The organism is Pantoea sp. DY-5 (assembly GCF_019795955.1).
Classification (GTDB): Bacteria; Pseudomonadota; Gammaproteobacteria; order Enterobacterales; family Enterobacteriaceae; genus Pantoea; species Pantoea leporis.
Genome location: NZ_JAIMIE010000001.1, coordinates 182,328 through 193,960, shown reverse-complemented (window position 1 = coordinate 193,960; position 11,633 = coordinate 182,328). Strand labels below are relative to the sequence as shown.

Annotated in this window: 13 protein-coding genes; 5 read left to right on the top strand and 8 right to left on the bottom strand. The window is 54.9% G+C overall.

From position 1 onward, the window contains the following. Position 1 precedes the first annotated feature (1 nt). Positions 2-232, bottom strand: coding sequence for a putative cation transport regulator ChaB (gene chaB / locus K5Y30_RS00930; protein ID WP_222182589.1), 231 nt, complete (start codon positions 230-232; stop codon positions 2-4). A 367-nt stretch (positions 233-599) separates the two neighbouring features. Between chaB and chaA the strand changes: the two genes are divergently transcribed. Then, positions 600-1,685: a sodium-potassium/proton antiporter ChaA gene (gene chaA / locus K5Y30_RS00925; RefSeq protein ID WP_110866345.1), complete on the top strand. Its 1,086-nt coding sequence runs from the start codon at positions 600-602 to the stop codon at positions 1,683-1,685. A gap of 119 nt (positions 1,686-1,804) precedes the next feature. On the opposite strand, the gene kdsA is transcribed toward chaA, so the two are convergent. From kdsA to hemA, 6 genes are read right to left on the bottom strand one after another with little or no spacing between them, the layout of a single operon-like run. Then, on the bottom strand, positions 1,805-2,659 hold the full coding sequence (gene kdsA / locus K5Y30_RS00920; RefSeq protein ID WP_222182591.1) for a 3-deoxy-8-phosphooctulonate synthase: 855 nt from the start codon (positions 2,657-2,659) through the stop codon (positions 1,805-1,807). Between the two features lie 30 nt (positions 2,660-2,689). Then, a complete protein-coding gene (gene sirB1 / locus K5Y30_RS00915; RefSeq protein ID WP_222210291.1) occupies positions 2,690-3,499 on the bottom strand; it encodes an invasion regulator SirB1 in 810 nt (269 codons plus the stop codon). After that, complete coding sequence (locus K5Y30_RS00910) at positions 3,496-3,894, bottom strand: SirB2 family protein (protein WP_101764112.1); 399 nt, start codon at positions 3,892-3,894, stop codon at positions 3,496-3,498. The genes sirB1 and K5Y30_RS00910 overlap by 4 nt, the downstream gene beginning before the upstream one ends. A gap of 2 nt (positions 3,895-3,896) precedes the next feature. Next, a complete protein-coding gene (gene prmC, locus K5Y30_RS00905) occupies positions 3,897-4,736 on the bottom strand; it encodes a peptide chain release factor N(5)-glutamine methyltransferase (protein ID WP_222210290.1) in 840 nt (279 codons plus the stop codon). Next, the gene (prfA, locus tag K5Y30_RS00900; protein WP_222210289.1) at positions 4,736-5,818 is read right to left on the bottom strand and encodes a peptide chain release factor 1; all 1,083 of its coding nucleotides are present in this window, start codon (positions 5,816-5,818) and stop codon (positions 4,736-4,738) included. The genes prmC and prfA overlap by 1 nt, the downstream gene beginning before the upstream one ends. Positions 5,819-5,859: 41 nt before the next feature. Next, positions 5,860-7,116 carry a glutamyl-tRNA reductase gene (gene hemA, locus K5Y30_RS00895; RefSeq protein ID WP_061718543.1) on the bottom strand — a complete coding sequence of 419 codons (1,257 nt, stop codon included), beginning with the start codon at positions 7,114-7,116 and terminating at the stop codon, positions 5,860-5,862. A gap of 216 nt (positions 7,117-7,332) precedes the next feature. Here hemA and lolB point away from each other — a divergent pair, with 216 nt between their 5' ends. From lolB to K5Y30_RS00875, 4 genes are all read left to right on the top strand, one after another. Continuing rightward, complete coding sequence (lolB, locus tag K5Y30_RS00890) at positions 7,333-7,956, top strand: lipoprotein insertase outer membrane protein LolB (RefSeq protein WP_101764109.1); 624 nt, start codon at positions 7,333-7,335, stop codon at positions 7,954-7,956. Then, positions 7,953-8,822, top strand: coding sequence for a 4-(cytidine 5'-diphospho)-2-C-methyl-D-erythritol kinase (ispE, locus tag K5Y30_RS00885; RefSeq protein WP_222210288.1), 870 nt, complete (start codon positions 7,953-7,955; stop codon positions 8,820-8,822). The genes lolB and ispE overlap by 4 nt, the downstream gene beginning before the upstream one ends. 124 nt (positions 8,823-8,946) lie before the next feature. Beyond that, on the top strand, positions 8,947-9,894 hold the full coding sequence (gene prs, locus K5Y30_RS00880) for a ribose-phosphate diphosphokinase (protein WP_006118899.1): 948 nt from the start codon (positions 8,947-8,949) through the stop codon (positions 9,892-9,894). A gap of 227 nt (positions 9,895-10,121) precedes the next feature. Further along, entirely contained in the window at positions 10,122-11,297 is a 1,176-nt protein-coding gene (locus K5Y30_RS00875) for a GGDEF domain-containing protein (protein ID WP_192234164.1), read from the top strand. Here the strand turns inward: K5Y30_RS00875 and ychH are convergent. Further along, a complete protein-coding gene (gene ychH / locus K5Y30_RS00870; protein WP_061723496.1) occupies positions 11,294-11,569 on the bottom strand; it encodes a stress-induced protein YchH in 276 nt (91 codons plus the stop codon). The two genes, K5Y30_RS00875 and ychH, sit on opposite strands and share 4 nt — an antisense overlap. Positions 11,570-11,633 lie beyond the last annotated feature (64 nt).

The window sequence follows — 11,633 nt, the reverse complement described above, 5'->3', positions numbered from 1 at the left end:
ACTAGGGTTTAGGGTGCCACTTGTCATCGTCACCTTTTGCGTACTCATGCTTGACCGCTGCCCAGGCGACTTTGTGGGCGACCTCTTCGCGCGACTCATCACCACGCCGGTCGTCGGGATCTTTGTATTGGTCCCAGGCGCTGTTAAAGGCCTTTTGATAGATGGTTTGCGCGTGAGCCGGCAGGACATGACGCACGCTGTCTGGCAGCTCTTTGTTTGATGAATAAGGCATATTTCCTCCTGTTTCATGCTCAGGGTTTAAGCCTGGATCATCTGGGTTAAAAAGCAAACTCGCACTTTCACTGGCAGATTACCTAAAACAGGTTTAAACCTCTATAAACTTCACCCTATACGACGATTAACCAGATCAATCTCATCTTTAATTGGGTGAGTGACTCATGCAACATAATGAATAAAGGCGTTAATCCAGCGATAACACACTCTTTTGCCGTGTTATGCATAATAAACGCTTTTGGTAAAATCGCGTAAAGTCACAGCAACACAGCTGATGAAAAGTTACACTGCGTTGCGTCAGAAAACTCATTATATTTATCAGGCAATGATTGCCTGCTTGGTACTTTTTCCGGAGAGGATGGTAAATGCCTGGACATGAGAAAACCCGCCATACCGAGTACTCACTGATTTTCCCCGTTGCTGCGCTGGCGGTGCTGAGCTTCTTCGGCAACCAGACAGCGCTTCTGCCGGTTATCGGCATCAATCTGTTGGCATTAGTTGCCATTCTGTTTAGCGCCTTCAGCGTGGTGCGTCACGCCGACGTGCTGGCACACCGTTTAGGCGAACCTTATGGCTCGCTGATTCTCAGTCTTTCCGTCGTCATACTTGAAGTGAGTCTGATCTCCGCGCTAATGGCCACCGGCGATGCCGCGCCCGCGCTAATGCGCGACACGCTCTACTCGATCATCATGATTGTGACCGCCGGTTTAGTCGGCTTTGCCCTGCTGCTGGGCGGGCGCAAGTTTGCCACGCAGTACGTTAATCTGGCGGGCGTAAAACAGTACATGATCGCCATTTTCCCGTTGGCGATTCTGGTGCTGGTGTTCCCCAATGCGTTACCTGGCGGTAACTTCACGACCACGCAGGCGCTGATCATCGCGGCGATTTCTGCGGCCATGTACGGCGTGTTCCTGCTGATTCAAACCAAAACCCACCAAAGCCTGTTCGTTTATGAGCACGAAGATGATGGCGACGATCCGCACCACGGTAAGCCTTCTGCGCACAGCTCGTTGTGGCACACCGCATGGCTGATCGTGCATCTGATTGCGGTGATTACCGTGACCAAGATGAACGCCAATCCGCTGGAAAGTCTGCTGACAGAACTGAACGCCCCGGCGCAGTTCACCGGCTTCCTGGTGGCGCTGTTGATTCTGTCGCCGGAAGGTTTAGGTGCAATCAAAGCGGTACTGATGAATCAGGTCCAGCGCGCAATGAATCTGTTTTTCGGTTCGGTGCTGGCGACCATTTCACTGACGGTGCCTGCAGTGACCATCATCGCTACCCTGACCGACCAGCAATTGGTGTTCGGCCTTGAGCCACCGCAGATGGTGATCATGAGCGCCGTGCTGATCCTGTGCCACATCTCGTTCTCAACGGGCCGTACCAACGTGTTGAACGGTGCCGCGCATCTGGCACTGTTTGCCGGGTATTTGTTGACGATTATGCTGTGAGACTAGCGGTCGGCATAAATGCCAACTTTACGGAAATCGTGCATGTTGCAGGATCGCCATTTATGGCGACCAGCCAATAAAAAAGGCGCCATCGGCGCCTTTTTCACATTTCAAAACAATCAGTTGCTGGTATCCAGCTCTGGGAAGCTCTTCACCAGATCGTCGATTGCTTTCATCTGCACCAGGAAGGGTTCCAGCTTATCCAGCGGCAGCGCGGATGGACCGTCACATTTGGCGCTGTTTGGCTCTGGGTGTGCTTCGATGAACAGGCCAGCAATGCCAACCGCCATGCCAGCACGCGCCAGCTCGGCGACCTGTGCACGACGACCGCCAGATGCAGCACCGAACGGATCGCGCGTTTGCAGCGCGTGGGTTACGTCGAAGATCACTGGGCTATTTTGGGTGACGTTTTTCATCACGTTGAAGCCGAGCATATCGACAACCAGGTTGTCATAGCCGAAGTTGCTGCCGCGATCGCACAGGATAACCTGATCGTTACCGCCTTCGACGAATTTGTCGTAGATGTTACCCATCTGGCCTGGGCTGACAAACTGTGGCTTCTTGACGTTGATTACCGCGCCGGTTTTCGCCATCGCTTCCACCAGATCGGTCTGACGGGCGAGGAATGCCGGCAGCTGAATCACATCAACCACGTCAGCCACTGGCTGCGCCTGCGATGCTTCATGCACGTCGGTGATGATTTTCACGCCGAACGCCTGCTTCAGCTCCTGGAAAATCTTCATGCCCTCTTCCAAACCTGGACCACGATAGGATTTGATTGAAGAGCGGTTGGCTTTATCAAAAGAGGCTTTGAATACGTAAGGGATACCGAGTTTGTCGGTGGCCTTAACGTAGTGTTCGCAGATGCGCATGGCAAGATCGCGCGATTCCAGCACGTTCATGCCGCCGAAGAGAACGAATGGCAGATCGTTTGCGACCTTAATATCGCCGATATTCACTACTTTCTGTGTCATGCCCTTTCCTTTCCTTTTATCGGGTAACGCTTAGTGCAGCGTTACCTGTTTCTGTTCAATTGCGTGAATCTGCACTTTAATCATCTCGCTGACCGGATCTTCAGGACACTGTTCAACGAAATAGGTCAAATCATTCAGCGCGATGTGATCACACTCTAATTGCGCATAGATCAAACCACGGTCGCGAATCTCGTAAGGATCGTCAGGATCGATCTGCAGCAGCACCTTGCTGACGTTCAGCGCCAGCTCCATCTGCCTCTCATCCATTAGCGCGGATTTCAAGGTGTCGAGCATCTTGCGCATCACGTTGATGGTCTTGGCTTCGTCGAGATCGTCGTTATACAGCTTGGCGGTTGGGCTAATGTTGCCTTTGAGCCACACTTCCAGCGTATGCGTATCCAGCGTTTCACCGTTGAACGGGTTTATCAGCCACATTTCGCCATCTAACCAGTCGGCACGCAGAATCAGCTGGGTCGGGAATATCACCGGCATCAGCGGTAATTCCAACTCATCGGCGATGTGCAGCAGAATCACGCCCAGCGACACCGCAGTGCCCTGACGGCTCTTCAAGACTTTGTCGATCCACAGCGCGTCGGAGAGATTGTACACGCCGCTGGCGCCGCCAAATCCCCACTGACGATAGAACAGCTCCAGCAGCTTACCCAGCTGCAAATCGGCGTCCTGTTCGCTGCTGACGAACTCACGGGCTTCATCTACCAGCGCCGCCAACTGTTGTTGCACCGAAGGCGCGGAAAAATCATTGCGTATGGCGCATGTGGCGCCAATCACCGCTTCACTCAACGGTGTTTCACTGTAATCGAGTTGCTCTGGCGAGGTCATACAATCCCCAATAACGGCATTTTGGTCATCGCCAGCTTAATCACAAACAGCAACGCTACGATTGCAATCAGGAAGGCGATCCAACGTGTCCCCATTTTACGTGGGCGACGGCTCAATGCCACGGAACCTAAGGCGATGTAGATAATAACCGCTAACAGCTTCTCCGTCAGCCAGCTTCCTTGCGGTGTGAACGGATAAAAATGCGTAATCATCACCAGCAGCGCACCGCTTAACAGCAAAAAGGTGTCGTTAACGTGCGGCGCAATGCGCACCCAGCGGCGTTGCAGCATCGCTGAGCCGGTGGTTTGCCAGTAGAAGCGCAGCAAAAACAGACAAATCGTCAGCGCGACGGTCAGCAAGTGAAAATGTTTAATCAGGGGATACCAGCTCGCCATCGTTATTCCTTATTAAAAAATTGTCCTAGTGTGACGCGCGGATTACCGCCGTAATCGTCAACGGTGCTCACCGCCTGATAACCGTGCTGCGTCATGATGGCGCGCACGGCATCACCTTGCTGCCAGCCATGTTCCAGCAGCAGCCAGCCGCCAGCGTGCAGCCAGTGCGGTGCGGTGTGAATGATAAAACGTAAATCGGCCAAACCCTGATCGTCCGCCACTAACGCGCTGCGCGGTTCAAAGCGCACGTCGCCCTGCTGCAGATGTACATCGGCGGCATCAATATAGGGCGGATTGCTGACAATCAGATCAAAACGTTGGGCGGGAAGATCGTTAAACCAGTTGCTGAGGATGAAGCGGGCGTTATCAATGTGCAGACGCTGCGCATTGTCCTGCGCCAGTTCCACCGCCGCCGCGATGCGATCGCAGCCGATAACCTGGCAGCCTGGCCGTTCGCTGGCCAGCGCCAGCGCAATCGCGCCGGTGCCGGTGCCTAAATCCAACAGAGACGTCGCGGCGGCCGGCAGATGCGCCAGCGCTTGCTCCACCAGCACTTCAGTATCCGGGCGCGGGATCAGCGTGGCATCGCTAACGCGCAACGGCAGCGACCAGAATTCACGCTCACCGACCAGATGCGCAATCGGCTCACCGTTGACGCGGCGCGCCAGCAGCGCATTCAGTTGTTCCAGCTGCTGCGCGTCCAGTTCCGCGTCATCAAAAGCAATCAGCCAACTGCGCGCTTTGCCCGTCACAAAACCCAGCAATATTTCCGCATCGCGCTTCGGGCTGTCGCCGCCACAGAGCGCTACCACAGCCTGCTGTAGCCAGCGACGGATGATCATTAGTCCTGTCCAGCCAGCGCGGCCAGCTGATCGGCTTGATACTCCTGCACAATCGGCTCAATCAGCGAATCCAGCTTGCCTTCCATCACCTCATCTAGACGGTAGACCGTCAGGTTGATGCGGTGATCTGTTACGCGGCCCTGCGGGAAGTTGTAGGTGCGGTTACGATCCGAACGGTCGCCGCTGCCAAGCAGGTTACGACGCGTCGAGGCTTCTGCGGCATTACGCTTTGCCGTTTCCGCCGCGTGAATACGCGCGCCCAGCACCGCCAACGCTTTGGCCTTGTTTTTGTGCTGTGAACGTTCGTCCTGACACTCCACCACAATGCCAGTTGGCAAGTGGGTGATACGAATCGCGGAATCGGTGGTGTTAACGTGCTGACCACCGGCACCGGAAGAACGGAAGGTGTCGATTTTCAAATCGCCGGCGTTGATTTCCGGCATTTCCGCTTCGGGCAGTTCCGGCATCACCGCAACGGTACAAGCCGAGGTGTGAATACGGCCCTGCGATTCGGTTTCTGGCACGCGCTGTACGCGATGGCCGCCCGATTCAAACTTAAAGCGGCCATACGCGCCATCGCCGATGATGCGGGCGATCACTTCTTTATAGCCGCCGTGCTCACCTTCGTTGGCGCTGATGATCTCAACCTGCCAGCGACGCGCTTCGGCGTAACGACTGTACATACGGAACAGATCGCCGGCAAAAATCGCCGCTTCATCACCGCCGGTTCCGGCGCGCACTTCGACAAAGCACGAACGTTCATCGTCGGGATCTTTCGGCAGCAGCAGCACTTGCAGCTGTTGTTCCAGCGCTTCACGCTTCTCGCGTGACAGCTTTAATTCTTCCTGCGCCATCTCGCGCATTTCCGGGTCTTCCAGCATCATTTCGGCAGTTTCAACGTCTTCCTGCACCTGCTGCCATTCGCGGAAACAACGGGTGACGTCGCTAAGCTGGGCATATTCGCGTGATAACGCACGGAAACGATCCTGATCGGCAATCACGCCGGCATCGCCCAGCAACGCTTCCACTTCCTCGTGGCGTTCCTGGAGCGCTTCCAGCTTGGCAACAATAGAGCTCTTCATGTAATAGCGGGTATCCCAGTGATAGGTCGTGACTGACCAGATTACTCTAAACCGAGGCTGTCACGTAAGATCTGCAGGCGTTCGCTGTCGCCGTCGCGCGCGGCCTGCTGCAGTGATTTGGTTGGTGCATGAATTAAACGGTTGGTCAGCTTGTGTGCCAGTTCCTGCAGCACTTTTTCGGCGTCAGCGCCCTGCTGCAGCGCGGCCAGCGCGCGTTCCTGTAACTCGGCGCGCACCTGATCGGCCTGCGAACGGTATTCACGGATGGTCTCAACCGCGCTTTGCGCGCGCAGCCAGGCCATAAATTCGCCGCTCTCCTGCACCACAATGCTTTCAGCCTGCACGGCGGCGGCTTTACGCTGCGCCATGTTCTGCTCGATGATCGCTTGCAGATCATCAACGCTATAGAGATAGGCGTTCGCCAGCTTGCCCACTTCCGGCTCGACATCGCGCGGTACGGCGATATCCACCAGCAGCATCGGCTGATTGCGACGCGCTTTCAGCGCGCGCTCCACCATCCCTTTACCGATAATCGGCAGCGGGCTGGCGGTGGAAGAGATAATGATGTCGGCATCGGCCAGACGGGTTTCGATATCGCCGAGGCCAATCACTTCTGCCCCCACTTCATCGGCCAGCAGCTGTGCGCGTTCGCGGGTGCGGTTGGCGATCATCAGCTTCTTGACGGAGTGTTCACGCAGATGACGCGCCACTAACTCGATGGTTTCACCAGCGCCGACCAGCAGCACGTTAACGGTGCTGAGAGATTCAAAAATTTGACGCGCCAGTGAACAGGCAGCGAAGGCGACCGATACGGCGCTGGCGCCAATCTCGGTTTCGGTGCGCACACGCTTGGCCACCGAGAAGGTTTTCTGGAACATGCGCTCCAGTTCACTGCTCAGCGCGTGGTCGCGTGACGAATCAACAAAAGCTTTTTTAACCTGACCTAAAATCTGTGGTTCACCCAACACCAGTGAATCCAGCCCGCTGGCCACGCGCATCAGATGGCTGACCGCCGCGTTATCCTGATGCCAGTAGAGGCTGTTGCGCACATCCTCTTCACGCAGATCGTGATAGTCACACAGCCAACGCACCAGCTTCTCCTGCAGGTCGGCTTGCTGCTCTACACTGAGGTAGAGTTCTGTACGGTTGCAGGTCGAAAGGACCACACCGCTCTGCACCATCGGCTGGGACAGCAGGCTATTCAGCGCCAGTTCCAGCGTGTCTGGTGTAAACGCAACGCGTTCGCGTAGCGCAACAGGTGCAGTTTTGTGGTTGATTCCGAGTGCAAGCAGCGTCATGTGATTCGGGTTGGGATATCCCAAGTGTTGTCAGGGTTTTGTGCAGCGCATTCTACAAGATGCCACAGGTCAAGAAAAGCCATACAAAGCCTATGACAGTAATAAGATTAAACTGATCGTGCGCAATTATTGCCATAACAGCATTGACGGCTTACATGCGGATGGTTAGCGTTACCGGTTACGAAGTAAAAACGTGTCTGAGGAGATGACCACGTGATGCATTTGCCCCCGCGCAAGTTACTGCGCCTTTTACCCCTTGCCAGCGTGTTACTGGCTGCATGTACCATTAACAAACCACAAGGTCCGGGCCCAAGCACCACATCACCGCAATGGCAGCAGCATCAGCAAGCCGTGGCGAAAATCAGCCAGTATCAGACGCGCGGTGCGTTCGCTTACCTGTCGGATAAGCAAAAAGTGTATGCACGCTTTAACTGGCAGCAAACCGCTGCGGATCGCTATCGCCTGCTGCTGACCAATCCGCTCGGCAGCACCGAATTGCAGTTGGATGCACAAGGTTCCGTGGTGCAGATCGTAGATAACAAAGGCAAACGCTACGTGAGTAACGATGCCGAGAAGATGATTTCACAGCTCACCGGCATGGATATTCCGCTCGCCAATCTGCGTCAGTGGATGATGGGCTTGCCAGGCGATGCCAGCGATTATCAGCTCAACAACAATTATCAGCTGCAAAGCCTGAACTACAGTCGTAACGGTCAGCAGTGGAAAGTGAATATTTCTGATTACGACAGCAAAGTGAATCCGCCGCTGCCGGCGAATCTGGAGCTGTCTGAAGGCGGTCAGCGCATCAAATTACGCATGGATAGCTGGACCACCCAATGATCACCACGTGGCCCGCACCAGCAAAACTGAACCTGTTCCTGTATATCACTGGCCGTCGTCCTGACGGCTACCACAATCTGCAAACGCTGTTTCAGTTTCTCGATTACGGTGACACGCTGGAAATCACACCAGACAGCAGCGGCAAGATTACGCTGCTCACACCGCTGGCTGGTGTGCCGGATGACGAGAACCTGATTGTGCGTGCCGCGCAGGCGTTAAAAACCGTTGCCGCCGCGCGTGGTACTTTGCCCGCGCAGGCCGGTGCCAGCATCGCGCTGGAGAAGGTTTTGCCGATGGGCGGCGGACTTGGCGGCGGTTCTTCGAATGCAGCGACGGTGTTAGTGGCGCTGAATCATCTGTGGCAAACCGGCTTAAGCGTTGCTGAGCTGGCGACGATTGGCATCAAACTGGGCGCGGATGTGCCCGTCTTTATTCAGGGTCACGCGGCCTTTGCTGAAGGCGTTGGCGAACTGTTGCAGCCGGCTGAACCGGCAGAAAAATGGTATCTGGTGGCCCATCCGGGCGTGAGCATCGCGACGCCGGATCTGTTCCGCGATCCCGAACTGACGCGTGATTCACCAATCCGCACATTAGATGAACTGTTACAGCGTCCTTTTCACAATGATTGTGAGGCTGTGGCAAGAAAACGTTTTCGTAAGGTTGATGAGCTGCTTTCCTGGCTGCTAGAATACGCGCCGTCGCGCCTGACTGGGACCGGAGCTTGTGTGTTTGCTGAATTTGACACCGAATCCGACGCACGTCAGGTGCTGGAGCTTGCCCCGAAATGGATTTGCGGATTTGTGGCGCGCGGGCTTAACCTCTCGCCGTTGCAGCGCACACTTTCTGGGCTAAAAGCGTCTACGTGACAGTGTCACCCGTTCCAGACACTGCATGTTGCGCATTAACACACCCGTATGAACATGCTCTTTGGTATTCGCCGGTTACTCTAGAGCCGTTCATTCTCTGGACGCCAAGCCTGAGGTTCTTCTCGTGCCTGATATGAAGCTATTTGCTGGTAACGCCACCCCGGAACTAGCACAACGTATTGCCAACCGCCTTTACACTAGCCTCGGAGACGCCGCTGTTGGCCGTTTCAGTGATGGTGAAGTAAGTGTACAGATTAACGAAAATGTACGCGGTGGTGATATTTTCATCATCCAGTCCACCTGTGCCCCCACCAACGATAATCTGATGGAGCTGGTTGTGATGGTCGACGCCTTGCGTCGGGCTTCTGCTGGTCGTATTACTGCTGTCATTCCTTACTTTGGCTATGCGCGTCAGGACCGCCGTGTGCGTTCTGCTCGTGTACCGATCACCGCCAAAGTGGTTGCCGATTTCCTTTCTAGCGTGGGCGTTGACCGTGTTCTCACCGTTGACCTGCATGCTGAACAGATTCAGGGCTTCTTTGATGTCCCGGTGGATAACGTCTTCGGCAGCCCAATCCTGCTGGAAGATATGCTGCAAATTGGCCTGGAAAATCCCATTGTAGTTTCCCCAGACATCGGTGGCGTAGTGCGTGCCCGCGCCATCGCCAAACTGCTCAACGATACCGATATGGCTATCATCGACAAACGCCGCCCGCGCGCGAACGTTTCTCAGGTGATGCACATAATTGGTGACGTTGCGGGTCGTGACTGTGTACTGGTCGACGATATGATCGACACCGGCGGTACGCTGTGCAAAGCGGCTGAAGCGTTGAAAGAGCGCGGCGCGAAACGTGTTTTCGCTTACGCTACTCACCCAATCTTCTCCGGCAACGCGGTGGAAAACCTGCGTAAGTCGGTGATTGACCAGGTGATTGTCTGCGATACCATTCCGCTGTCTGAAGAGATGAAATCTCTGCCAAACGTGCGTACTCTGACGCTGTCTGGCATGTTGGCCGAAGCGATTCGTCGTATCAGCAACGAAGAATCAATCTCCGCGATGTTTGAGCATTAATTCATCGCGTGAAACCGGGCCTCGTGCCCGGTTTTTCTTTGCACCCTGCCCTCAACCTGACTCACCGATTAAGCCACTTTCCCCATTGATATTTGCGCGATAAATTTCGTTAAATCTCGCTATTATCGCTGCCATCCACTCTTTTCCATCAACTCGCATTGCCGCCCTTTAGCGCTCCAATAATTAATGGTATTTTCTTCCCCACTTTTTTAAGAGCTCCGACCACTATGACTCTCGACCTCTACACACTGTTTGTTTGCGAGCTCTTTGTGCTGGGGTTTTTGAGTATCATTTTGATTTTTGCCTGGGTCGGTGCGCAGTATGATCGCGTATTGGGCTGCACCACGCTGGCGCTGGTTTTAACCCTGGCGGCGGTGTTCCTGAGCAGCTTACGCAGTGCGGGATTCCATTTTTTACCGGTCGCGGTCGGCAACGTCATGCTGTTGCTGGCTTATGGCAATCTGCTCAATGCCTTCCGCATCTTCTGCGGTAAAGCGATTGGCCTCAGCTGGTTAGGCGGCGGTTTGTTGTGGGCGATTTTGTGCCTGTTCCCCGCGTTTTATCATAGCCAGCCGAAGCGCGTGCTGGTGGTTTGCCTGCTGTGCATCATCTATACCGGCGCGCTAATCCGCTTGCTGTGGCGCGTGCGCGCGTCGTTGACCGTCACCTTCTGGCCGGCGCAAATCCTGCTATGGATCCATTTGCTGTTTCACGTGGCGCGTATCTTTCTGGACGATGCGGTGGCGACGCCGGTGCGCGGTGCGATTGGCGGTTCCAGCTTCTCGGTGTATGTGATTCTTGAATCGATCCTGTTTGTTATTGGCCTGAGTTTCACCATTCTGGCGATGGTCAACGAACGCACGCAAATCGCCCATAAACTGGCATCAATGCACGATCCGCTCACCAGCGTGTGGAACCGCCGCGCGCTATTCGAGCAGGCCGATAAAATGTTATTGCGCAGCGCGCGACAGTCACAACACTTTGTCTATAGCGCGGTGCTGTTCGATCTGGACCATTTTAAAAGCATCAATGACCGTTTCGGCCATCAGCAAGGCGATCAAGTGTTAATCGATTTTTGTCAGGTGGTGCAGGCGTTGATGCCGGAGAGTGGACATTTTGCCCGTTTGGGTGGCGAGGAGTTTGCTGCGATCATTCCCGGCGATGCCGAGCAGGCGCAGCGGGTATGTGAACGTATCCGTTTGGCGACACAGCTGTCGCAACCTAACGACGTGCGTTATACCGTCAGCATCGGTTATGCCACCGCGCTGCAGCCTGGCGAACCCTTCCCGCTGTTGCTGGCGCTGGCCGATGAAGCGTTGTACCGCGCAAAAGCCAGCGGCCGTAACCGCATCGAACGTTATCTCGCGCAGTTACAGCCGCTGCAGCAAACCGTACTCACTTAATGTGATGAGTGATTGCGACGGCAACGCTTATCGCCGTAATGACGTAACCAGTAATAACGATCTTCCACGCGCTCACGTCCGCTGACGCGCGCGCCCACCAGCCACAGTAAAGCGCCAACGAAGATGCTGAACATCGCACCGTGCGCAAGGAATTGCGGCAGGTTGAGTGAAGGAAGCTGGTTGATAATGGAATAGCCGACGCCTAATACCATCGTCAGTAAACCCAAACACATCAAACCGTTACCTACAAAGCGGCAATTTTGACGTTTCATGATCCACCTCCATCCTTTTAAAAGCAAAACAGCACGTATGGTTAACTAGCCATAAGCTTAGGCA

Excerpts from the sequence above, each read along its gene's own strand:
- chaB (WP_222182589.1), bottom strand. The coding sequence starts at position 232 with ATGCCTTATTCATCAAACAAAGAGCTGCCAGACAGCGTGCGTCATGTC.
- chaA (WP_110866345.1), top strand. The coding sequence starts at position 600 with ATGCCTGGACATGAGAAAACCCGCCATACCGAGTACTCACTGATTTTC.
- kdsA (WP_222182591.1), bottom strand. The coding sequence starts at position 2,659 with ATGACACAGAAAGTAGTGAATATCGGCGATATTAAGGTCGCAAACGAT.
- sirB1 (WP_222210291.1), bottom strand. The coding sequence starts at position 3,499 with ATGACCTCGCCAGAGCAACTCGATTACAGTGAAACACCGTTGAGTGAA.
- K5Y30_RS00910 (WP_101764112.1), bottom strand. The coding sequence starts at position 3,894 with ATGGCGAGCTGGTATCCCCTGATTAAACATTTTCACTTGCTGACCGTC.
- prmC (WP_222210290.1), bottom strand. The coding sequence starts at position 4,736 with ATGATCATCCGTCGCTGGCTACAGCAGGCTGTGGTAGCGCTCTGTGGC.
- prfA (WP_222210289.1), bottom strand. The coding sequence starts at position 5,818 with ATGAAGAGCTCTATTGTTGCCAAGCTGGAAGCGCTCCAGGAACGCCAC.
- hemA (WP_061718543.1), bottom strand. The coding sequence starts at position 7,116 with ATGACGCTGCTTGCACTCGGAATCAACCACAAAACTGCACCTGTTGCG.
- lolB (WP_101764109.1), top strand. The coding sequence starts at position 7,333 with ATGCATTTGCCCCCGCGCAAGTTACTGCGCCTTTTACCCCTTGCCAGC.
- ispE (WP_222210288.1), top strand. The coding sequence starts at position 7,953 with ATGATCACCACGTGGCCCGCACCAGCAAAACTGAACCTGTTCCTGTAT.
- K5Y30_RS00875 (WP_192234164.1), top strand. The coding sequence starts at position 10,122 with ATGACTCTCGACCTCTACACACTGTTTGTTTGCGAGCTCTTTGTGCTG.
- ychH (WP_061723496.1), bottom strand. The coding sequence starts at position 11,569 with ATGAAACGTCAAAATTGCCGCTTTGTAGGTAACGGTTTGATGTGTTTG.